At 60.9% G+C, this 23,882-nt stretch carries 14 protein-coding genes; 6 read left to right on the top strand and 8 right to left on the bottom strand.

Annotated elements, in window-relative coordinates:
* Positions 1–176: 176 nt before the first annotated feature.
* The 6 genes from AC07P1_RS16475 to AC07P1_RS16450 form a co-directional block, all read right to left on the bottom strand.
* On the bottom strand, positions 177–1,787 hold the full coding sequence (locus AC07P1_RS16475) for a cellulase family glycosylhydrolase (RefSeq protein ID WP_494696828.1): 1,611 nt from the start codon (positions 1,785–1,787) through the stop codon (positions 177–179).
* 72 nt (positions 1,788–1,859) lie between these two features.
* On the bottom strand, positions 1,860–3,386 hold the full coding sequence (locus AC07P1_RS16470; RefSeq protein WP_494696827.1) for an alpha-N-arabinofuranosidase: 1,527 nt from the start codon (positions 3,384–3,386) through the stop codon (positions 1,860–1,862).
* Between the two features lie 81 nt (positions 3,387–3,467).
* Positions 3,468–4,424: a PA14 domain-containing protein gene (locus AC07P1_RS16465; RefSeq protein ID WP_494696826.1), complete on the bottom strand. Its 957-nt coding sequence runs from the start codon at positions 4,422–4,424 to the stop codon at positions 3,468–3,470.
* Between the two features lie 31 nt (positions 4,425–4,455).
* On the bottom strand, positions 4,456–7,464 hold the full coding sequence (locus AC07P1_RS16460) for a family 43 glycosylhydrolase (RefSeq protein WP_494696825.1): 3,009 nt from the start codon (positions 7,462–7,464) through the stop codon (positions 4,456–4,458).
* A 127-nt stretch (positions 7,465–7,591) separates the two neighbouring features.
* Positions 7,592–10,753, bottom strand: a complete 3,162-nt coding sequence (locus AC07P1_RS16455; RefSeq protein ID WP_494696824.1) for a TonB-dependent receptor — start codon at positions 10,751–10,753, stop codon at positions 7,592–7,594.
* 79 nt (positions 10,754–10,832) lie between these two features.
* Positions 10,833–12,062: a hypothetical protein gene (locus AC07P1_RS16450; protein WP_494696823.1), complete on the bottom strand. Its 1,230-nt coding sequence runs from the start codon at positions 12,060–12,062 to the stop codon at positions 10,833–10,835.
* Between the two features lie 403 nt (positions 12,063–12,465).
* Between AC07P1_RS16450 and AC07P1_RS16445 the strand changes: the two genes are divergently transcribed.
* Both AC07P1_RS16445 and AC07P1_RS16440 read left to right on the top strand, forming a co-directional pair.
* Positions 12,466–13,971: a tryptophan halogenase family protein gene (locus AC07P1_RS16445; protein WP_494696822.1), complete on the top strand. Its 1,506-nt coding sequence runs from the start codon at positions 12,466–12,468 to the stop codon at positions 13,969–13,971.
* Positions 13,968–15,452 (top strand): tryptophan halogenase family protein, encoded by a 1,485-nt coding sequence (locus AC07P1_RS16440; RefSeq protein WP_494696821.1) that lies wholly within the window; start codon positions 13,968–13,970, stop codon positions 15,450–15,452. The genes AC07P1_RS16445 and AC07P1_RS16440 overlap by 4 nt, the downstream gene beginning before the upstream one ends.
* A gap of 10 nt (positions 15,453–15,462) precedes the next feature.
* Here AC07P1_RS16440 and AC07P1_RS16435 read toward each other — a convergent pair whose 3' ends face one another.
* Both AC07P1_RS16435 and AC07P1_RS16430 read right to left on the bottom strand, forming a co-directional pair.
* Positions 15,463–16,638 carry a helix-turn-helix domain-containing protein gene (locus AC07P1_RS16435; protein WP_494696820.1) on the bottom strand — a complete coding sequence of 392 codons (1,176 nt, stop codon included), beginning with the start codon at positions 16,636–16,638 and terminating at the stop codon, positions 15,463–15,465.
* A 127-nt stretch (positions 16,639–16,765) separates the two neighbouring features.
* Entirely contained in the window at positions 16,766–18,367 is a 1,602-nt protein-coding gene (locus tag AC07P1_RS16430) for a glycoside hydrolase family 43 protein (RefSeq protein ID WP_494696819.1), read from the bottom strand.
* Between the two features lie 324 nt (positions 18,368–18,691).
* On the opposite strand from AC07P1_RS16430, the gene AC07P1_RS16425 reads away from it, so the two are divergent.
* From AC07P1_RS16425 to AC07P1_RS16410, 4 genes are all read left to right on the top strand, one after another.
* The gene (locus tag AC07P1_RS16425) at positions 18,692–20,134 is read left to right on the top strand and encodes a DUF1593 domain-containing protein (RefSeq protein WP_494696818.1); all 1,443 of its coding nucleotides are present in this window, start codon (positions 18,692–18,694) and stop codon (positions 20,132–20,134) included.
* A 95-nt stretch (positions 20,135–20,229) separates the two neighbouring features.
* Positions 20,230–21,576 (top strand): alpha-L-fucosidase, encoded by a 1,347-nt coding sequence (locus tag AC07P1_RS16420; protein ID WP_494696817.1) that lies wholly within the window; start codon positions 20,230–20,232, stop codon positions 21,574–21,576.
* 135 nt (positions 21,577–21,711) lie between these two features.
* Positions 21,712–22,020 (top strand): FlxA-like family protein, encoded by a 309-nt coding sequence (locus tag AC07P1_RS16415; protein WP_494696816.1) that lies wholly within the window; start codon positions 21,712–21,714, stop codon positions 22,018–22,020.
* Positions 22,021–22,490: 470 nt separating this feature from the next.
* Positions 22,491–23,873, top strand: coding sequence for a hotdog family protein (locus AC07P1_RS16410; protein ID WP_494696815.1), 1,383 nt, complete (start codon positions 22,491–22,493; stop codon positions 23,871–23,873).
* Positions 23,874–23,882 lie beyond the last annotated feature (9 nt).

Genomic DNA, 23,882 nt, shown 5'->3' with positions numbered 1-23,882 from the left:
CGAAGGACAACTTGGTTCCGATCGATCGTTTGGGTGTCTGCATTTATCTATTGTACCAGACTCTAGCGCACTAGATATTTGGCCGTTTGAGTGTCTCTGCGGCGAGGGCGACTCTTGTAGCCCCGGCGGTCAACGAGAAGCCGGCTTCTAGAGAAGCCGGCGGTGATGCTCAAATTTTACTGAGCCAGTTTGATGGTTGCTTTTTTAATGGTCACCGTACCCGCCGTACCGGGGAATTGGATGCCCACGCCCACCGCATTCTGGACGCCGAAAGCAGAACACGTGAATGCCGTATCCTGACCCGCGACCAGCGCTTGATTGGCGGTCCAGCACTTGAACTCGTAAGCGGCCCAGTTGGCGGAGTAGGTAAAGAACTGCAGGAAGCCATCCGTCCCGCCATTTCGATTTGAAATAAACGCCTGGTCAAAATTGAGGACCATGTTCAGGGTGGCGCCGCTCCAATTAACGGGATTGGTGAAATTGTAGGTGGCGCCCGCGCCCGCCTGGTTAATGGTGAATCGCATATTCGAGGCGGTACTGGTGTTCGTAGCGCCGCCGCCCAGGGTCCAGCTATTCGGACCGGTACCCAATACGACTGCTTTCCCGGCTCCTACCAAAAGTCCATCCAGTATTTGCTGATCGCCCACCGCCGGCGTGGTACGGTTGAACAGCAGGCCCGGATCCATCCCGATCTCCCAATAGAACGGCAACATGCCATTCGCCAGCGCCGCCTTGGTGACGTATTGCGAGTAGTACGCCCGCGAAGCGCGATGCAGGGCAAGGTCGGCGCCGGTCAGCTGGGTGCGCAAGACGGCGGCGAACTCTCCCAGCACGACGGGAATTCCCTGGTCCGCAAACTTTGTCTTCATCTTGGCAAATTGCGCATCGACGTAAGGCTCTTCCTCACGAGTCGAGTTGCGATAAGGATCTGTGGTCGAATGGAAGCCATTGCCCCAGTAGTAGAAGGCCTGCGAGTAATCCGCGTCTTCAGACTGGTTCGTGAAGCTCCATGGGTAGAAATGGACTTCCGCCATTTGACGACCCGTCACGGTATCGGACGGCATCGCATGCCAATCATTGGCGGCACGATCGATGTCGGTCAACGGGGCTTGGATCACCAGCACGCGATGCGCGTTTCTACCACCCGTCGAGCGAACCGCATTGACAAACGTTTGGTGGAAGCCGTCGAGGATGGCTATTTGCTCTGTGGTTTTTGCTTCGGGTTCGTTGGCGCTGGCAAACAAGACATGCTCGTCGAAGTCGCGCAGCTTCGTGGCGATTTGCTCCCAGTAGGCTTTCTGTTTGGCGTTGACGGCGACCTTCTTTTCTTCGGTAATATTCCGCTCCAACCAGCCACCGTCCCAATGGACGTTGACGATCACGTAGAGCCCGTTATCCACCGCGTACTGCACCACTTGCTTCACGCGGTTAAGCCAGGCGTCACTGATTTTTCCTGTGTTCTGATCGGCGTACTGATCCCAGGATACGGGGATCCGGATCGCATCGAAACCGCTGTCCTTCACTAATTTCACATAGGCGGCGGAAACCGCCGGATTGCCCCAACAAGTCTCCGCCGGGGTGCTGCAGCCGTAGGCGTCCAACGTGTTTCCGATGTTGGTTCCCAGCTTTATTTTGGCAGCCAACTGAACAGCATTGCTGTTCATGCCTGTCGCATTCGCGGCAATCGGATTGGTGTTGTAGTTGGGATACGTCTGAGCCTGCACGCTGGCGACGCTTCCCAATAAAGCGATCAGAATGGATTTGAGGACTAGATTTTGTCTCTTCATTTCAATGTCTCCTGCTTATTTATACTTATTGAACTGAAATCCGGCGCAGGTCCTGCCCGCGCCGGGCGCTTACTACTCCAAAGCGACCACCATCACGGCCTTGGCAGGCACTTTGATCGAGAGCTTGCCACCGGCCGCGCGCGCGCTGAACGCCGACGGCTTGATGACCTGCGGATTTTGGAACGTGTTGTGCGCATCCATCGCGGCCGAGGTCAGCACCTTGCCGGCCGCGCCTTTGACCTTCGTGCCGGCGACGTCGACGGCGACATCGACCGCCTTGGACGGATCGGTGTTGACCAGCGCCAGATATACCTTGCCGTCCTTGGCGCGCGCGGCCGAAGCGCTCACGCCGGGGATGGTGGTCGCGCCAAGGGTGTAGCTGGTGTTGTTCTTGATCGCCAGCGGCAGCGTCTTGGCATCCTGGAACGGCACATACATCTGGAACGCGTAGTAGGTCGGGGTCAGGACCATCTTCTCCTTGTCGGTCAGGATCATCGCCTGCAGGACGTTGACCATCTGGGCGATGGTGGTCATGGGGACCCGCTCCGCGTGCTCATGGAAGATGTTGAAGCTAAGCGCCGCCACGAGCGCGTCGCGCAGGGAGTTCTGCTGGAAGAGGGCGCTTGGGGCGTTTTTCTCTTCGTCATACCAGGTGCCCCACTCGTCGATCATCAGCCCGATCTTCTTCTCCGGATCGTTCTTGTCCAGTACGGCCAAGTGGTCTTTGATGATCTTATCCATTTTCGAGGCGGCAGCAAGGGTCGAGATCCACTCGCCTTCCTTGAAGCCGAGGGTCTTGCCCTTGACCTCCCAGATACCGCTCGGGATGGTGTACTGGTGGATGCTGATGCCGTTCGTGCGGCCCTTCAGTTCCTTGCTCAGCACCTCGGTCCAGGAGATCTCGCCGCCAGCGGCGATCATTACCGGTTTGTTCCGCTCGGGCGTCCTCAGGAAGGTCCAGTAGTTGTTGTACAGGCCCGCGTAGTACTCGGGCTTCATGTTGCCGCCGCAGCCCCACAACTCGTTGCCGACCCCGAAATAGGCAACCTTGAACGGCTTCTCACGCCCGTTCTTGGCGCGCAGCCTGGCCAGGGGCGAGCCGCCGTCCGCGGTCAGGTACTCGACCCAGTCGGCCATCTCCTGCACGGTGCCGGTACCGACGTTGCCGTTGATGTAGGCGTCGGCGCCCAGCATGTCGATCAGGTCGAAGAATTCGTGGGTGCCGACGGCGTTGAACTGGTCCACGCGGCCGCCGCTGATGTTGGCCGGACGCTGATCCTGCGGGCCGATGCCGTCGCGCCAGTGGTAGGAGTCGGCGAAGCAGCCGCCCGGCCAGCGCACCAGCGGCACATGCAATTCCTTGAGCGCGCCGACGACGTCATTGCGCCAGCCCTTGGTGTTGGGGATGGTCGACTTCTCGCCGACGTACATGCCCTCGTAGACGCCGGTGCCGAGGTGTTCGGCGAATTGGCCGTACACGTCCTTGTTGATGACCGGGCCGGGTTTGGCGGCGTCGATGCTGACGCTGACCTGGCCGGCGGCAAAAACGGGGGCTGCGATCATGCCGAGTACGGCGAGGCTGTGTTTAATGAGGTTCAACAGGGGTCTCCAGACAGTGGTGATTAAGGTTTGCTACAAAGATAGTGGTTGCTACAAAGCCGCCGTGCGGCTTGAATCTGGTCATTCTTTTGAGTGGAGCGCCGCCAGCGTGTCGGCCGGCGGTCGTCCGATCAGCTTGCGCGGCAGATAGTCGAAATCGGCCGCGCCGGGCTTGCGCCATCCAAGGATCAGCGCCAGGTTGAAACCCGGGCCCTGGAAATAGCGCACGCGGAAGTTGCGCAAGCCCTTGTCGAGCTGCACCTTGGCCGTTTCCGGCGACGCTCCATGGATGCCGTCGTTGTTGATCACGTCCTGTCCGTCGATGCTGAGGATGGCGCCGTCGTCGGACAACAGCATCAGCTCCCACGTGCCGGCTTCGGCGACGTTGACGGTGAACCGGATATCGAGGCCAAACCATTCGGTGGTCGTGCCCAGGCCCGGAAAACCTTCGCGGAAATCGCGCGGCGCGATATTGAGCTGGGCCAGGCAGACGCGCTTCACCGGCTTGCGTCGCCGCATTTCGTTTACCGATTGGGTGCCGGTGCGCAGGTTATAGACATCGGCAACCATGTTCCGGTCCGGCGAGTCCGCACATTCCTCGAACAGCTTGGGCGGCGTGGCCGCCACTTTGACCTCGGGCGGCGGCGGAGGGGGAGGAGGAGGAGGCGGTGGCGTGACAACTGACGGCGCCGGAATGGCCTGTGCCAAGGGCGGCGGGGCCACCTGGACCTCGGCTACCTTGACGGGCGCGAGGTCCGGCAGGGCAGGGACCTGCACTGGGGGAGGCTCGACGGGGCGCGGCTCGGGCACGGTTTCGGGCGCTTTTTTCTCCGGCACTTTCGCCTCGAACAGCACGACATCGACGGCGCGCGCCTCCGGCTTGGGCGAGGGCCGCGAGTTCGACAGCAACGCGAACAATCCCAGCGCCAGATGGAGCAGGATCACAAGGCCGATGGCGTAGCGATTGTGCTTGCGCTGCCAACGCGGCTCACGTTCTGCGTTGGGCGGCAAACTGGTTTCCGGCGGTATGAGGGACATAAGTTTTCACAAAAAATAGAATAGATCGAAGTCAGCGCGTGGCGCCGCGTTGCCCGATCCGGTAGTAATCGAAGTCGACACGGCCGCCTGCGGTCTTGGTCGAATAGAAGAACAGCGCGTAGCGGTAACCCATGAAGTGCGGGAAGCTGTATTCGAGGCGCGAGGGACGGCCGATGGCCTTCCACGATTTGCCGTCAAGGCTGTACGAGAAGCGGGCCATTTCAGGCGCAGGCTGGAACTCTCCCTCCACCTTGAGGTGAACGGTTGTGCCGGACAGGGGAATGGAGGCGATCTCCTCGGGCTTGTCCGAGTCCGCGCTCACCATGACGAGCGATTTGACGCCGCCGCTCATTTTCACGCCGACAAAACCATACTTCCTCTGAAAAGCGGACAGGCCGGCCCAGTCGCCGTCCTTCATGCCGCTGACGTCGATGCGGGTGGTGGCCGAACTGTCGGGACCGAAGGCGCGCTGGGTGAGTGTGTTCCTGGCCTCCGGCAGGCTGGCGTCGACCCGGCCCGTGACCAGGCTCAGGTAGCCCGCGCGCCTGGTGAGCGACCAGTTGCGCGGATCGGGATTGTGATTCCATTGCCAGGCGAGGGGCAGGGCGGGGCTGCCGGGCCGGCGGGAGAATTCATCGGAGGCGACAATGCCGGAGGTGCCGGACGCGCCTTGGCCGCCGGCCGGAATGTCGAGCGTCATCGGCACTTCGCCGTCCTTGCCGAGCACGGGCCAGCCGTCCGTCCAGGTCACGGGCACGAGGTAGGGGATGCGGCCGACGGCGCCGTTGTCCTTGAACAGATAGGCATACCATTTGCCTTCCGGGGTGTCGATCAGGCCGCCCTGGGCGATACCGCGATCGTCGAGCGCGATGCGGCCCTCGTAGGGACCGTCGATGGTGTCGGCACGGTGGACGATGGCGGTGCGCGCCCAGCGGGTGCCGGGCGAGGCGATGTTAAACAGGTAGTAGCGGCCGTTGGCTTTGAAGAGCTGCGAGCCCTCGCCTTTGAGCCCGCCCTGGTCGGGGCCGAACAGGGCGTTGACGTTTTCGACGATGACTTTGTTCACACCGCCGGGCTTGACGCCGGAGAGATCGGGTAGCATCTCGACCAGCGAGATGCGGGCGCCCCCGTACACCATGTACACGCGGCCGTCGTCGTCGAAGAACAGGCTGTGGTCGCCCAAGGATGGCTTGAAGCTCGTCTCTTTCCACGGACCGCGATCCGGATCGCGCGTGCTGTAGATGTGGGTGCGTTCCGTGTTGGCCGAGAATGTCGAGGCATGGAATACGCCGTCGTGGTAACGCAGGCTGCTGGCCCAGGAGCCGGCGCCGTAGGCGTTCTTGCCGTTTTCGAGGCGGAAGGCTTCGTCGTCGGCCAGCGTCTCGTAGGCATAGGAGGCCATGCGCCAGTTGACCAGGTCGGTCGACTTCATGATCGGCAGGCCCGGGCTCATGTGCATCGTCGTGCTGCTCATGTAGTAGTTTTTTCCTACGCGGATGATGGCGATGTCCGGCACGTCGGCCCAGATCAGGGGATTATGTGCGGGGTGCGCCGGTAGGGGCGGGGAGGCGGCAGAAGCGTCCGCCGCATCGCGCGGGGCAAATTTCCAGTGATCGAACTTGAACAGTTCTTCGCCGGCCGCGCCGCGGAACACGAAGAACAGATCGTGGACGCCCGGGGCGGCCGATACCTGCGCCGACTGCGGCTGCCATTCGCCGCCGGTGCCCGAGACCGGCAGGGTGCCGATCAACTGGCCGTCGAGCTTGCCCAAACGGATCTCGATCTTGGCGCCGGTGGCTTGCTTCGCGTTGGCCTTACTGGAGAGACTGGCCGTGAAGGCGCGCGCGCCGGTTGCGCCGAAGTCGACATTGCGCACCTGGATATGGTCGCCGTCGTGGATGTTCCAGACATTCTGGCCGCCTGCGCTGCTGCGCTCGATCTTTACACCGGACGACCATGCGATGGTCTCCGCTTCCACCCGCTTGTAGGGATCGAGGGTCGCGATCGGCGCCGGCCCTTCCTTGGTCGGTTGCACCATCGGCACCGAGCCGTCCGGGTTGAACTTCAACTCGTCGACGGCCACGGAGCGTTTGAAGCCGTCGCCGCCCGGCAGCGCGGCGTTGTGATAGAAGAGGTAGGTCTTGCCCTTGTAATCCACCACGCCAGGATGGTTGGTGAAGGCGTCTTGCGGAGGCATGATCACGCCGCCGTAGGTCCACGGGCCTTCCGGCGTGGGACCGGTGGAGTAGGCCAGATGCTCGGGGATGGGACCGCCGGCAAAGAACAGGTAGTTGAGATTCTTGCGTTTATAAAGCCAGGGCCCCTCTTCGTAGGACGTGCCGCGCAGGGCGGGCTTTGGCAGCGTCACGCCTTGCGTGTCCGGCGGGGTGCGCTCGCCCAAGGCCTTGACGGTCATCGGGTGGCCGATGATGCCTTTCTCCCCGACGCTGGTGTCGTAGGAAATCATGTCCTTGTTCAGCTTGACCGACCACAGATTGGGATTGCCCCAGGCGAGATAGGCCTGGCCCTTGTCGTCGATGTAGACGGTCGGATCGATGCTGTCGTACAGGCCGCCGGCGTGGCCGGCGATCAGCGGCTTTTTGATGGGGTCGGTGTAGGGGCCGAGGGGACTGTCGGCCACCAGCACGCCGATGCCGCGGCCTTGCACCGGGGCGTAGAGATACCATTTGCCATCCCGCTCGATCGCCTGTGGCGCCCAGGCACCGTTGTTAAAACCGTCCCAGCCGGAGATCTCCTTGGCGGCCCACGGGAAGTCGCGCAGCGAGGCGATCACCCCATGCTGGGTCCAGTTCACCATGTCCGTCGTCGTGGCGAGCACCCAGTTCTTCATGTTGAAGTTGTTGGGTTCGCCGACCTCTTCGTCGTGGCTGGAAAACAGGTAGAGCGTGCCGTCGTGGACCATCGGGCCGGGATCGGCGGTGTACATCGTTTGAATCACCGGGTTGAGCGCGTAGGACGGCAGGGGCAGCACTGCCAACACGGATAGCAGGACGACGGCGGAGCAGGTTGTTTTTTTCATGGGCTTGAAAAGGGGAAGGGCGGACGGGCGGGCTCGGCGCCCAAGCGAAAGAAAACACCGGCCCGAACCGGGCTGGCGTTTTGGTCGGTGGCGCAAGCGGCCCCGTTGGGGGCCGCCCCGCCGCGTCTTAGTACGAGTAGCGCAGCGCCAGGCGATAGCTGCGGCCAGGCTCGAACCAGGCACGGGTCATGTTGCCGATATGCTGCTGCTGGGTTTGCCTAACGACGACATCGGTGAGGTTGCTCGCCGAGAAGCTGGCCTGCAGGCGCTCGGTGATCTTATAGTCGATCCCCAAGTCGAGCTGTCCGGTCGCTTCCTGCCAGGTCGGCAAACCCCAGGCCACGTCCGTCGGATAGACGGTCTTGCCGTCGACCACGGTCGCGCGGGTCGGATCGGCGCTGGTGGCGCCGCCGTTGCCGTCGGACGTGCCATTGACCGCCACGCCCTGCAGGAAACGGCTGCGCCAGCTGTAGGCAAGACGCATCGACAGCGGCCCCTTGTCGTACAAGAACATCAAGTTGAACGCGTTGGGCGACAAATACTGCAACGGCATGTCGGTGAATGGCGTGCCGTCGGTGTCGCAGCCGTAGGTGCTCAGCGACGTGTTGTTGAAGGACCCGGCCGCCGGGCAGTACTTCAACGCGAACGGACGGTGCAGCTCCTGCTTGCTCTTCAGGTGGGTGTAGTTGGCGGAGATGCCGAAGCCCTTGGCCCATTCCGGCAGCTTGCCCTCCAATCCCGGCACGTTGTTGAAGTAGGTTTGACCGGCGATCTCCAGCCCGGCCACGCGACCATCGGAAGCATTCGTCGGCGCGCTGATCAGGAAGGTTTGCGCGTTGCCGGCCAGGTCGTTGTAGTCGGCGGTGTAGGCCGAGTTCAGCACGATGTCGCGCACCTTCTTGTAGAAGAAGGCGGCCGTCAGCGACGAGCCGCTGCCCGGATACCACTCGAGCGTCGCGTCAAAACTGTTGGCCCGGGTCGGATTGAGCCTGGCGTTACCCTTGTTGACCCCCTTGTAGTTGATATTGGCGATGGTGCCATCGGTGTTGCTGCTGACCTGTTGCTCCAAGGTGACGTACTCGGCCAGGTCGCCAAAGCTCGGCCGGTACATCGACTTGGCGAACGCGAAGCGCGCTTGCAACTTGTCGGTCAACTCCACCTTCAGGTTAATACTCGGCAGCAGGTCGAGATAGCTGTGCTCGATATCGATCGGCTGGTTGATCTTGCCGAACTGCGGGATGGACGGGGGCGTCGTGCCGCTGTAGGTCGGCAGGAACACGGTGTAACCATGGGCGGTCGTACTGGTGTGGACCACGCGCACGCCGACGCTACCTTCGACCGGGAAGCGCAGCTCGTCGAAGCCGAAGCGTGACGACAGGTAGGCGGCCTGCGTCTTCTCTCCCTGACGCCGGACGTTTGCCGGATCGCCATCGTAGGCGAACGGCTTCCAGTCCGCGCCCGCGGTCGAGCAGTCGTCGCTTCTGTGCCAGTACGCATTGTTGTCCTCGCAGGCGTACCTCTTGATCGTCGCCAGCTTGGCGTAGGCGTTCGGATAATCCTTGACCGCAGCCAGCGTCGGCTGCACCAGGGTGCCCGGCACGGGAACCTTGCCGTTGAAGAAGTTGTTGTAGTTGGTGGTGCCGACCGGAATCAGGGCCGCGTACTTCGGGTCGCTCAGATAGCTGAAGTTGGCGCGCGGTTGCCAGCCCGGATCGTTCGCCGTGGGCAGGCTCCCCGGCACGGTCGTCGGCCGCACCGCCCATGGCTCGCCGATGCTGTACCATTCCGAGCCGGTCGCCTTGGTGTTGTTGGTCGAGCGCTTGGTCAGGCGCACGCCGAAACGCACGTCGCGCAGCACCGGATGGTCGAACTTGTAGCGCACGTCGCCCTTCCAGGCGTACAGGTCGGCGGTCGCCTTGCTCTTGCCCGCCTGTACGTTGGAAACGTAATAATTGCCCGGATCGGTCAGGAATTTTTTCGCCGCGTCGTCGAAGCTGATCTGGCCGGGACTGCCGGTGAGGTCGATATCCATGCTCGGCACGAAGGTGCCCAGGACCATGCCGGCGCCAAAACTCTTGGTCGTCGCATGGACCCACTGCAGGTCGTTCTGGACGGTCCAGCGCTCGTTGATGTTCCATTTGGCGTTCCAGGCGATCTCCCTGGTTTGCGAACTCGATTCGCTGAAGGCCTGGTTGGAGTTGAAGCCCAGGCCGCCGGCGGCGAACTGATTGGCGCCGGCGCCGCCGATCGGATAGGTGTACTTGGCCTTCTGCAAGATCCCCCGGCTGTCGAACACGGGGTCGACCAGCTTGGACATGTAGGGGTTTTCCACCCCCGTGAACAAGGCGTTCTCGACCGTTTTGTCCTTGTAGCCCGAGTGGAAATAGGTCAGCGCCGACTCCATGCCCGCCTTCTTCCACTGCAGCGCGCCATACACGCCGGCGCGGTTGGTCTCGCTGGTGTTGGTGCGCCACGATCCCGATTTGGGCACCCACAAGGTTTGTCCGTCGACGATGTCGGTGCGGGGGAAGTAGGCGTCGACCTGGATCGTGTCGTTGTGGGTGTTGTTCTTGTTGGCGGACACGTCGATCAGCGCGCCCCACTGGCCGAAGTCGTTTTCCCAGCGTTTGGACACCAGGCCGGAGAGGGCTGGCGAGGTTTTCGAGCCGAGCTGGTTGTAGTTGAGGTAGGTCGAGGCCGAGAATTTGTCGCCCTTGTAGTCGAACGGCAGCGCGGTGCGCAAGTCGACCTGGCCGCTGACGCCGCCCTCGATCAGGTCGGCCGGCGGATTCTTGTGCACGATCACCGCCGACATCAGTTCGGCCGGAATGTCACCCCAGCTCAATTCGCGCCCCGGCCAGCCGGCCGAGAACGATTCACGGCCGTTCAGCGTCGACGATCCCCAGGTCAGGCCGCGCACGGAAATGCCGGACCCCTCGACCGAGAAGTGCTCCGGGTCGCCGCGCGATTTGTTGCGGTCCATCGTCACGCCGACGATGCGCTGCAGCACCTCGGTGATCGATCTGTCGGGCAGCTTGCCGGCCTCCTCGGCGACGACGCCGTCGACGACCTCCTCGGAATTCTGTTTGAGCTTGGCGGCCGATTGCATCGCCGCGCGCTGGCCCGAAACCACCACGGCGGTGATTTCCCCATCCTTGGCGGCCGGCGCGGCGGGCGCCGTCTGTGCATGCGCAGCGCCGCTGTAGAACATTGCGACCTGCGCCGCCGCAAGTGCCAGCGCCGTCATCCGCAGCGGTTCGCGCTTGATTGGTGTTCCGATTGTTTTCATTGTCTCCGTCCTGTTGGAATCTTATAAGTGCTTTGCTTGCCCGCCGGGCACCGCCGGCGGGGTAAATCATCGCGCGCCATCATTGGAATGTGATGGTTCCCATCGTCACGCTGGTGGTGTAGGTGCTGGTCCCGGCGTTCGGCTGCAGATTGTTAATATCAGGCACGTTGAACTCGATCTTGGAGATCGCGTGGTCCTGCAGCTCCTCCGAGACGTCGAGCGCGTCCAGGCCGCAACTCTCCACAACGGTGAACGACTTGAGATCGATACTTTGCTGCTGCACGCCCTGCACGGACGCCGAGAACACCGGTGTGATGAACTTTTCCAGGCGCACGTTGCAATCGTTGTTGTTGAATTTGGCGTTGTGGCCCAGGTAGAGCCAGACTCTGAGCCGGGTCTTGTTCGCGGCCACCATTTCGGGGTTCATCATCAGATTGAACTTGATCGCCTGCTGGCCATCGATCACCACACCGCCGGTCTCGCCGCCCTTGACCATATCCTGCAGGCCGGCGGCGTAAACCGTGAGACCGTAGTAGCCGCCGAAATTAGGCTCGTTCGACTGTTTGTCCATGGCGAGCGCGAAGGTGCCGCCGTCGGCGGCCACGGTGGTTTTGGTCGGATCCGAGGAATACCATTCGATTTTGCCGTTCTCCAATGTGCGCCCGACATCGTTTGTCTTGTAGCCGCTGGCGAAATTCAGCGGGGGCAATACCGCGTCGCCGATCGGGATGGTCTTGTCCACTTTCGCCGCCAGGTAGATATCGTCGCCGCCCGCCGTGGCGCTGACCACGCACAGGCCGTTGGCGCGCTTTTGCAACGTGCTGCCGCTGACCGAGCACACCTCCGGCGTGCTGGTGCTAAAGGTGACCGGCAGTGCTTCGGCGGCGCTCGCCACCAGCGGCAACGGCGCCGCGTCCAGCGGCTGCGCTCCCGGATTGCGGAAAGTGATCACCGCCGGGCGCTTGGGAATGACGAACAGTTGGCGCGCCGAGGCCGGAGCGTAGCCATCGCCGCCGGCCTGGTTGGCGTTGACCGAGCACTCGCCGGCTTTCAGCAGCGACAGCGTGGCGCCGCTGACGGTGCAGGTGCCCGGCGTGTTCGACACGTAGGTGACCGGACCGCCGGAACTGGCGGTCGCCTTGAGCTCGATGGTGGCGACGGTGGCCGGGGCGCCCACGGTCGCGCCGCCCGGGAATGGGAAGGAAATCGACTGCGCCAGCCCGCCGTCGGCGCCCTTGTCGCCGCCGCCTCCGCAGGCGGCCAACAACGTGGCGCAGGCCAATCCGACAGCCGTAAGCTGCATTTTCATTTTTTGTCCCCTCATGATTTTATGGTTTCTCTCTGGTGCTTTTAGTGCTGGTTAGCTGTCACCGGCCGCGCCGCTGGCAAACGAAAATGCGCATCCGCTCCGCTGCTTCCGGCGGCGTCGACGACGACAATTCGTTGTCTGCGGTATCACACTCGTGGGGGCTATTATGTGGAGAGGAAATACTTGCGGCAATTACAAAAAACATCAATACAACATATTAAATTCAGTAGATTGCGACTTCGCGGACCGGCATGTTTTTTAGCGCGGATTCGTGCGAGAATTATTTCGCTCCACCGCCGCGCGTCCAATGCTGACGGCGCGGCGGCGGGCTCACTTCACCGGCATCGACACGCCGGCCGCATCCTTGCCCGCGGGGGCGAGCACTCTAAAAAGAAGCAATGACATGTCCGACAAAAACATACGAAAAGTCGTCATCGTGGGCGGCGGCACCGCCGGCTGGATGGCCGCCGCGCCGCTGGCGCTCAAGCTGCCGAAGAGCTGCGAAGTGGTGCTGGTCGAGTCGCCCGAGATCGGCACCGTCGGCGTCGGCGAGGCGACGCTGCCGACCATCCGCTACTTCAATCTCGCACTCGGTCTGGACGAATCCGATTTCGTCAGGAAGACCCAGGCGACCTTCAAGCTCGGCATCGAATTCAAGGATTGGGGCCATGTCGGCAACCGGTTTTTCCACGGCTTCGGCGACTTCGGTCCGGCCATCGAGAACCGCCCGGCGACCATGTACTGGCTGCGCCTGTCGCGCGTGTTCAAGGACATGCCGTCCTACGAGCAATGGTCGATGGCGACCATGATGGCGCGCAGCAACCGCTTCGTGCCGCCGCAAGACGACATGCCATCGATCACCGACGCTTATGGCTACGCCTACCATTTCGACGCCGGCCTGTATGCCGCCTATTTACGCGACTATGCCATGCAACGCGGCGTCAAGCGTATCGAAGGCATGATCGAGCACGTCGAGCAGCACCCCGACACCGGTTTCATCACCGCCCTCAGGCTGCGCGACGGCCGCCGCGTCGAGGGCGACCTGTTCGTCGATTGCTCGGGCTTTCGCGGCCTGCTGATCGAAGGCGTGTACCAGGCCGGCTACGAGGACTGGAGCGCCATGCTGCCGTGTAACAGCGCGCAGGCCGTCCCGTGCGCCAAGGCCGAGCCGCTCACGCCGTACACCACCTCCACCGCCAAGGAAGCCGGCTGGACCTGGCGCATTCCGCTTCAGCACCGCACCGGCAACGGCCACGTCTATTGCGACGGTTTCACCAGCGACGCGCAGGCCGGGCGCGTGCTGCTCGAAGGCCTCGACGGCGAACCGCTCGGCGAGCCGCGCCAGTTGCGCTTCACCACGGGCCGGCGGCGCAAGTCCTGGGTCAAGAACTGCGTGGCCATCGGCCTGTCGAGCGGCTTCCTCGAACCGCTCGAATCGACCAGCATCAACATCATCGAAAACGCGGTCGGCTGGCTGCTCCAGTATTTCCCCGATCGCGACTACCGCCCCGAGCTGGCCGACGAGTTCAACCGCCTGGTCGCGCAACGCTACGAGTACGTGCGCGACTTCATCATCATGCATTACAAGCTCACCAACCGCACCGACTCGGACTTCTGGCGCTACTGCGCCAACATGGCGATTCCCGACACGCTGCGGCACCAGATCGAGACGTACCGGGAAACCGGCCGTGTCGTGGTCTACGATGCGCTCGGCTTCGCAGAACCGTCGATGGTCTCGCTGCTGATGGGGCTGGGCGTGGTGCCCAAGCGGGACGACCCGCTGATCGACAGCCTCAATTTCGACCAGTTGCTGGGGCACTTGGCAAGCCGGCGCGAGACGATCGCGCAGGTGGTCAAGGCGATGCCCGCTCACGCCGGGCACATCGCCCGGCACTGCGCCGCGCCATGAAGCCAACGTTCAAACGCATCGTGGTGGTCGGCGGCGGCGCGGCCGGCTGGATGGCGGCCACCGCGCTGGCCACCGCCCTCGAGGGCGCCACCACCATCGAGCTGGTCGAGTCGGAGGAGATCGGCATCGTCGGCGTGGGGGAGGCGACCTTTCCATCGATCCGCAACCTCCACCGCCTGCTCGGCATCGACGAAGCCGAGTTCCTGCGCGCCACCAACGGCAGCTACAAGCTGGGCATCCAGTTTTGCGACTGGCGCGCGCAGGGCGAAAGCTATTTCCACACCTTCGGTGATTTCGGCGAACTGAGCGGTTCCCGCGCGGTGTGGGGCCAGCACCATCGGCTGGGCGAGGCCGGCCTTGGATCCCTGGGGGAGCAATGCCTGTCGAGCGTGATGGCCGGCCAGGGCCGCTTCGCGGTGCCGGGAGAGGCCGACCGCTACGACTACGCCTACCACTTCGACGCCGCGCTGTACGCCGCCTTCCTGCGCAAGCTGGGCGAGCGGCGCGGCGTGCGCCGCACCGAGGGGCGCATCGTCGAGGTGGCGCGGCGCGCCGACGGCGGCGTCGACCGGCTTACCCTGGCCGACGGGCGCGTGGTCGCCGGCGACCTGTACATCGACTGCTCCGGCTTCGCGTCGCTGCTGCTGGGGCGCACCCTGGGCGAACCGTTCGTCGACTTCAGCCACTGGCTGCCGGTGGACCGGGCCTGGGCCTGTCCGACCGAACGGATCGGGACCGAATTGACGCCGTACACGCGCGCCACCGCGCTGGAGGCGGGCTGGGCGTGGCGGATACCGCTGCAAAGCCGCACCGGCAACGGCCACGTCTTCGCCAGCCGCTACATCGACGAGGATCGCGCGCGCGAACAATTGTTGGGGCAGCTGGACGGGCCGGCGCTGGCCGAGCCGCGCCTGCTGCGCTTCCAGACCGGCCACCGCGCGCGCGCCTGGGTGCACAACGTCGTCGCGCTGGGCCTGTCGGGGGGATTCCTGGAGCCGCTCGAATCGACCAGCATCTTCCTGGTCCAGCGGGCGCTGGGGAAGCTGATCGATTTGCTGTTGACGGCCGCGCCGTTGACCGAGCACGTGCTGGCCGACTACAACGGCGAAATGGGGCGCCAGTTCGCGCGCGTGCGTGATTTCATCATCATGCACTACTGCCTGAGCGCGCGCCGCGACAGCGCGCTGTGGCGCGCGATGGCAACCATGGAGCTACCCGAGACCTTGGTTTTCAAGCTCCACGCGTGGCGCCAGGCGGGCGCGTTGCACCAGTACGACCTGGAGGGCTTCGACGCGACCAGCTGGCTGGCGATCCATGCCGGCATGGGGCATTGGCCCGAGCGCGCCGACCCGTCGTTGGGCGACATCGAGCGGGCGGTGGCGCTGCAGGGATTGCGGTGGCGCCGCCAATGCATCGCCACCGCCGTGGCGGCCATGCCCAAACACGACGCCTACCTGCGCGGCGTGCTGGGGCGCGGATGAACCCTCGGCCTTAGGCTGTGCTGGACGGCGCCGGCTCGGGCGCCTCCTTCTTGAAGACTTCGCGGAAGGCCTTGGGCGTGCAATGGTATTCCTCCTTGAAGAGGCGGTTGAAGTACGAGGAATTCTTGTAGCCCACCGAATAGGCGATCTCCGCGATGCTGGCGTTGGTGTTTTCCACCAACAGGCGCGACGCCTCGGTCAATCTGAGCTTGTTCAGGTAACCGGTGAAGGTGTAGCCCATTTCCGCCTTCAGTATTTCGTTGACCTTATTGCGGTTGACGCCGGTTTCCGACACGACCGTGTCCAGATCCAGTTCCGAATCCGCGTAACGCGTCGCCAGCAGTCTCAGAAGGTTGGATTTTTCTTTTTCCCGGTGCGGCTCCAGCGCCAACTGCTGGTAGGCCACCAGCGGCAGATCTTTCTGCATCCGGGCGTGCAGGTCGTTGGCCAAGGCCACCGCGCACTGCTTGACGAACCAGTACCCGAAACCACTCCAGGCCACGATCAGGAACACGGCGAAAAAATACAGGTAGGCGTAATTCCGGTCGTGCAATTCGATGTTGGCGATTTCGATGCGGGATGGAATGCCGAGCCGGCTGGCCTTGCTCGTGCCCACTTCGATCTGCGCGACCTTATCCAGCGAGTAGCCCTGGTCCGATGGGTCGAGTTTGTTCATTTCGCTCCACCACAGCGGAACGGTCAAACGCGTCAGGTCGACCTCGGCGATGGCTCCGTCCTGATTGCAGTTGACGAAAGCCGATGGCGCGCGATAAGTCTGCAGCTGATCCGGCTTGGACAGCTTGTCATCGAAGGTGTTCAGGCCGATGCGGATGGTACCGGCTGGGAAGCAGCGCGCCTCGAAACTCATTTTGCCGAACCTGGACCAGTTGGACAACGTCGGTTTGCCGGTGCGGTCTGTCAGCAGCAGGGCGGTCAACGCAAAGGGATAGGGATTGTCGCGCGACAGGACGAATTCCATGATCAGGCGCCCGGCGTCGACTTTCGCCTGCAGCGGGGCGGTCGCGTCGTCGCCGTTGTGCGACGCGCGCAACTGCCAGGAAAAATCCTCCTGCCCGAACAGGGGGACGCGGTGATAGCTGCGGTTGACGCATAGATACCCGATCAGAATACTGATGCAGAGAAGCAGGACCAGCCGAACCAGTGCTTTTGAATATAAGGTGTGCATACAAGTGAAAGTTGAGAGCTCTGACAATGGCGGGTCCGCCGCACGCCGGGGCGGCGCAGTTGTCAGGTCTCGCAATGTACAGCATGTCATGCAACCTGTAAATTTTTATCTGTTATCAGAATTTATCTTAGTATTTAATCCTGAACCAGTCAAAATCCACGTATCCACCCGCATGCTTTGTGGCATAGTTGAACAAGCCGAAACGATAGCCAATGAAATGCGGAATCGTATATTTCATTTTCAGGGTTTCACCTATCGGCTTCCAAATCTTGCCGTCCAAACTGTAGAAGAACTTGGCTTCGTCTTTTTTATCGGCAAAATAGCAGTCGATTTTGAAATGGATATTATTTTGATGCAATGGAATTCGCTGCATTTCAACAGCTTTGTCTTTATCGGTGCTGGTCATCACTATCGTTTTTTTACCGCCCTCGATTTTGACGCCCACCAATCCATAGTCTTTTTGCAAAGCCGATAATCCAGCGTAATCGCCTTCCTTCATTTTTGAGGCATCCAGGACGACAGAAGCCGAACTAGTCGGGCCGATCGTGCGCTGCGTGAGCGTGTTTCTGGCCAAGAGAAAATCAGGGTCTATTTTTCCTGTCTTGAGACGCAGAAATCCTTTTCTTTCGCTAACGGACCACAGCGCGTTGTCCGGATTGTGGTTCCATTGCCAAACCAATGGTAGCGCCGCCTCGCCATTTTTACGGTTGAACTCATCGGAAGCAACCAAACCCGGAATCAAACCCGTACTGGCGGGCAGGTCCAGCTTTTCCGGGGCTTTGCCATTTTCGCCCAATACGGGCCAACCATCCTCCCATTTCACGGGAACGAGATAAGGAATCCGCCCAACGGCACCGAAATCGCGAAAAAGGTAAGAGAACCAACGTCCGTCGGGGGTGTCTATCAATCCTCCCTGGGCAATTCCCAGGTCCTGGAATGCGATTTTTCCTTCCCAGGGACCGTTGATGCTGTCTGCCCGATGTATGATTTCCGTCCGCATTCCCCAGTTCGCCGGCGCGCAAATATTGAATAAATAGTATTTCCCACTGACTTTGAATAGTTGAGACCCCTCGGCATTCAGGCTAGGTTTTTTGCCGCAAGGCGCACTGGAATTCTCGATAAGCACTCGCTCGGGAACATCTTGCCTGACGCCGGTCAGATCATCATTCAGCTCAACAATTTTCAGCTGGTTAGCGCCGTAAATCAGATAGACCTTGCCATCGTCATCGAAAAACAAAGAACTGTCATGATACGAAGGCTTAAAGGACACCCTTTGCCAGTCTCCTTTTTCTATATCTTTTGTTTTGAAGATGTAGGTTTCGCCCGGCGTGTCATGTGCAAAAGTGGTGACGTAATATGTACCCTTGTGGTAGCGCAGGCTACTCGCCCATGAACCTCTACTATAGATGCCTTTTCCGTCCGTCAAGTTCAACGCCGGCAAATCCGCCAACGTATCGTAGGCATAGTTGAGCAGCTTCCAATTGACAAGGTCGGTGGACTTCATAATGGGCACACCAGGGTTCATGTGCATCGTCGTACTGCTCATATAGTAATTATTGCCCACCCTGATCATGGCCACATCAGGCACATCGGCGAAAATGATCGGATTTTCAGCTTGCGCAAAAGAAGTACCCGGAACAAATAAAACAATGGAGGCGGAGATAATCCCGACTATTTTCCGAATAAAATATACTGAAATTATTGATGGAATCCTGGTGTCAAATTTCATGGTCACAGTTTTTACTGGTTATATGGGGAATATTAATCGGGTATGCTGCCCGTTGATAGTGGCTGTCGTTTGCTGCGAGGAGGCGCGGGCCCCGGTCGCCCGGCAGAACTGGCGAAGTGTAGCTGTATCGTCGCGCGGCGAATGCAAGGGCGTGCACTATCAATGCGATTATCTGCACGGATGCAGTAATTTCATCAAAAACGCCACTTCGGTGCGGTTTAAATAAAATTATTCGTCCCACCGGCGGATTTGATAATTGTCTTCCCGCTGGGTGTGAATCACAATCCGTGCTGCGAGCTAGCCCCTTAATTCACGAGAGATACGATGCGACTACTTCCAACCACTGCCCTGTTGGCGACTGTCCTGACCTGCGTGCCTGCCGTTTGCCACGCCGAACCGAAACAACGCCTGATTGTCCTCAGCGATATCGAGGCCGATCCCGATGACAGCCAGTCGCTGGTGCGCTTGCTTTTGTACGCGAACCAGATCGATATCGAAGGCATCGTCGCCACGACCTCCACGCATCAGAAGTCGCGCATCGCACCAGCAACGATGCATACGATTATCGACGCCTACGGCCAGGTGCAACCCAATCTGTTGAAGCACGAACCGGGCTTTCCGAAAGCGCAGGCACTGAAAGCGCTGGTGCGCTCCGGCTCGCCGCTCTACGGCATGCAAGGTGTCGGCGACGGCAAGGATACGCCGGGATCGGACGCCATCGTCAAGGCGCTGGAGAAAAATGACACGCGGCCCCTATGGGTTTCTGTGTGGGGCGGCGCCAATACGCTTGCTCAAGCGTTGTACCGGATAGACCACGACAGGACGCCCGAGCAGGCCGCCCGGCTGTTGAAGAAGTTGCGCGTCTATACGATCTCCGATCAGGACGATACCGGTATCTGGATGCGCACCAAATTTCCCGATCTGTTCTATATCGTCAGCCCCGGCGGCTACGGCAACGGCACCTGGACCGGCATGCACTCGACCGAGCAGGGCTTCGACAGCACGGAGATAAGCAACAGGTGGATCGCCACACATATCCAGCAGGGGCATGGACCGCTGGGCGCGGTGTATCCGGATGTCTCTTTTGGCATCGAGGGCGATACACCGGCCTTCCTGTCCCTGATACCGAACGGCCTGAACGCACCCGAGCATCCGGACTGGGGCGGCTGGGGCGGGCGTTACGAGTTGTACACGCCGGCGCTGGAAACCACCGACCCGAAAGGCTTCACCGGCAACGTCCCGGTCCTGCAAGAGCCGCGCCCCATCTGGAGCAACGCCGTGGATAGCTACAGGCCGTTTATCCACAACGACTATGGCCGCACCGTGAAAGCCCACGACAAGGTCTCCACGGGATACAGGACCACCATCTGGCGCTGGCGCAAAGATTTCCAGAACGATTTCGCGGCGCGGATGGATTGGACCACCAAGCCGTACAAGGGGGCGAATCATCCGCCGGTCGTAAAGCTCGGCAATAGCGACCGTCTGACCATCAAATCCGGCGAAGTGTTCATGATGAGCGCCGCCGGCAGCTCCGACCCCGATGGAGACAGCTTGAGCTATCTGTGGTTCCAGTATCCGGAAGCGGGCAGCTACAGGGAGGAGATCAAGCTGGGGTACGCGGAAAATCATCATACCGTTACAGGGCAGGCGCCGGTGGTCACCAAGCCGGAAACCGCCCACTTCATCGTCAAGGTGACCGACAAGGGCAGTCCGGCGCTCACGCGCTACCGGCGCGTGGTCGTCACCATCGTGCCGTCGACTCCCTGAACCACCACGGGCACGGCCTCGTCAAGGGGCCGCGCCGTTGTGTCGGGACGACCGCCGGTGCGGAAGCTTCGGCTGCGCTTTTAGAAAAGGAAAATATGAAGAAGACGCTATTGACCGCTGTTTGCTTACTGCTGCTGGGCAATTGGGACGTGTGGGCACAAGCGGCGGCCGTCACCGATGAGGAACGGTCCGCCCTCAAATCGAAGTCCGATTCCGGCCACCTCGCGCCGGAGTTGCTGTTACCTGCTGAAGACATGCGCTGGTGGCGTGACGCCAAATTGGGCATTTTCATCCACTGGGGCCTCTATGCCATTCCCGCGAAAGGGGAGTGGCACATGTTCAATGACAAGATCGATCCGAAGGAATATGCGGCACTTGCGGATCGTTTCAAACCGAAAAATTTCGATCCGGACGCTTGGGCAATGTTGGCGAAGGATGCCGGGGCGGCGTACATGGTGATGACCGCCAGGCACCACGACGGCTTTGCGATGTTCGACAGCCCGTCCAGCTATGGCAACTATGACTCCGCGCATTCCGCGGCGCGACAGGATTTCATCGGGCCTTATGCAGACGCGGTGCGCCGGCATGGCATGAAAGTCGGCATTTACTATTCGCCGATGGACTGGCGCTTTCCGGGCTACTTCAATCCCAAGGGATTGCCGGACAATGCGGCGCTCATGAAGAAGCAAGGCTACGGGCAGGTCGCCGAGTTAATGAGCAATTATGGGAAGATCGACATTCTCTGGTACGACGGCGGCTGGCTTGCGCATCAGGGATCGGATGCCGACGCTGCCTGGCTATGGCGCCCTGAAATCCTGAATGCCGAGGTCCGCAAGCGCCAACCCAAGATCGTTATCAATCCGCGCTCGGGCTGGCAGGGCGATTTCGATACGGAGGAGGGCGCGCACACAGTCACCGGGCCGGTGCGGTCGAAACCGTGGGAAAAAGCCTTTTCGATAGGACCGGGCTGGGGATTCATAGCCTCGGGCAAGACTATGGGGGCACAGGAGGTGATACGTCTCGTGGTCGATGCTGTCGTTCGCAACGGCAATGCCCTGGTCAATATGAGCCCCGATGCGGACGGGAACATCCCGGCGGCGCAGATCGAGACCCTACGGGGCCTGGGGGCGTGGATGCGCGTCAATGGCGAGAGTATTTACAACACCCGGCCAGGTCCATTCCAGCCGGTGGATGGACTGTACGGTTCCACGGTACGCGGTAAGAACGTCTACCTGCATGTTCGGTCATGGCGCGGCGATACCCTGAAATTACCGCCGCTGGCGCAGAAAATCGTTTCGGCAAGCACGCTGGCGGGTGTGCCGGTACGCTTCACTCAATCCGCCGAGGGGATTGTCCTGGGCGAGAATGCAAGTATGCACGAGGGAGTAGATATGGTGGTCCGGTTGCAGACCAGCGCGCCCGTTCTGTCGCTGATGCCCTAGGGAGTATTGCCAAATTCCCGACCGCACCACCGAGGTCCGTCCGAATGCGACGTGGTGGTGGATTACCAAAATGATTTAGTTGCTTTAAATTATTAAACTGGATTACTATCGCGGCACATCAGATACGGAGGGGTTATGGCATTGAGCATCGGCAGCAGCGCCCGCAGCGTCACCAACAGCGCCGGCGCACAGAACCAGATCATGCGGATCATGGCGCAGATCAAGGGCGTGCGCAAGCAGCTCGCCTCGATGCAAAAGCAGTTGCGTGAAACCAGCGATCCGGAGCTGCAGAAGCTGCTGTTCAAGCAGATTTTCGACCTGCAGCGAACGATCCAGTTGATGGAGCAGCAGATCGCACAGATCGAGGCCGCCGAACAGCAAAAGGCAGCCGCCAGGCAGGGCGACAAACATCAACCGGCGGACGAAGAAAAGGCCAGGCAGTAAATAGCAAGCCGAACCTCACAAAAAAACGCTAGCGATAGCGGTTTTTTGTGAGGGCTGGGCGCTGACCGATGTTGCTCAGGTGGTCGCGCGGCGGGCACTGGCAGTGGAAGACGGCGGCTATACGGGATGTTCGACTTGGCGCGATTTAGGTGAAAGACACCCCCATGTCGTAATACTATATTTTACATAATATAAATTATGCGAAGTTGTGACGACATCTGAACTTGGCCTTGACATGTGATGTGATGACTACGTCGTGTTTCGTTGATGCAGCTCAAATTGAACGTCAGGGAAAAACGACGGAAGTTAAATAGCAATTAAAATCACAGGGTTAGCCATTTTTGTCGAGCTTGCGAACGCTTTTTGCACCACCTGAGCCCCATCTGCACGTCGTTGAGGTAGTTTCAGTTGTTCGAGCTGGGCGCTAGTCAAATTCGATCGCGCTAGTCTTTTCACTGAGGGATCCCCGCATGCTCCGAACCTTTCTGTATCCGTATGTCTCGACCCTGCATGGCGCGGCGTGGAACATACAACAAAACATGGAAGGACTGGGAATCGCGTCATCGAATTTCGTTCAGCGCGATCCACATGGACATATCGCCAGTAGTTACTGGTCTCCCGCGCAAGCTACCATACCGCTGCTCGGGATACTTGCGCTGTGCAGCTTGGCGCTGGCCGCTCTGTTCGTGGTAAGCAGCTACGTCCTGGGCCGCAAACGCGGCGCCATGGGTGCCGCAGGCTTGCTTGCGCTGCCCGGATGCCTCAACCTGGTTTCGCTATGGCCGATGCTTCGCTATCTTCCCGATCGATTCGACATCAACGGAACCGGGGTGCTGGGCGCACCGCTCGGCTTTCTGCCGCTGCTCGCACTCGGTGTGCTGCTGGGATGGTGCCTAACAATCCTACTGGCCGACGTCCTCCTCTTAGGGAATCGGTTCGGTGACCTGTACGACCATTTGTGGTGTACTGCGGGCCTCGTCGCTGCCGTGTTTTTCGTGGCTGATGCAAGCGTTGGGGAACATGCGAAGGAATTGGCGGAAAGTCAGTCCACGTCGCGCCAGGCCAGTAGTTATTTGGCTCGTCAAACGGGCGCTTATGTGGCGTGGTGCGAAGAACATCAGAGCACCGATTCAGCCTCGTGTCGCTGGGCTTCCGACGTCCAGCAAACCTTGCTGGACTACGCGAGCGACCATGTAGCGATCTTTACAGAGTTCGGTCCGCACACCTCGGCCGATATATACGCGCGCTTTCGTCGCCCCCTCCTGCCCCAGGAAGTCATTACTATACGGCGCGAGATCGCCGCTTACAACGCGGCGAAGTGCCGGGTCAAGCAGTTAGCTCCTGGCATCTCGCAGTTGGCGCCGTCTTCCACGGTGTGCCTGCGCACGCCAGCTATGTACTGCAACGCTTTTGCTGACCCACTTGATGGAAAGGTAGATAAGGAGCACATCGTTCGCTCGACCGCGCTGGCGAGCGAATGCATCATCCCGACGCTGGTTCGGCTGCGCGAGGAGCAGCAAAGGCTGCTAGCCCTAACCATCGGGGATAAGCGCAGCAAACATTATCGCTGGCTCTATTACGGGTTTTTCTCTTTGGTCGTTGGCGGAAAAATCGCCACCTCGACGATAAAGCTGCTTTCCATGGGCTCGCGCAGCCCGACCGAGGGCCGGCGCAGCGTTCAGTTGTTCAAGGATGCAGCGCAGGCTGCATGGGCGACAGGGTGCGGTACGATGCGTGCGCTCCGACGGCTTAGTGGGTGGATATCACGCGTTTTCAGGATGGCACGAAGTGCCATGCGAAGGTGGCGTGCACGGATGCAACGGGCCAAGCCAGCGCCACCGCAGGCGCGATAGCGCGGTTTA

It is taken from the genome of Duganella sp. GW821-FHT07F09 (genome assembly GCF_059418705.1).
The sequence above is the reverse complement of the archived record's forward strand: the minus strand, read 5'-3'. Positions and strand labels throughout refer to the sequence as shown.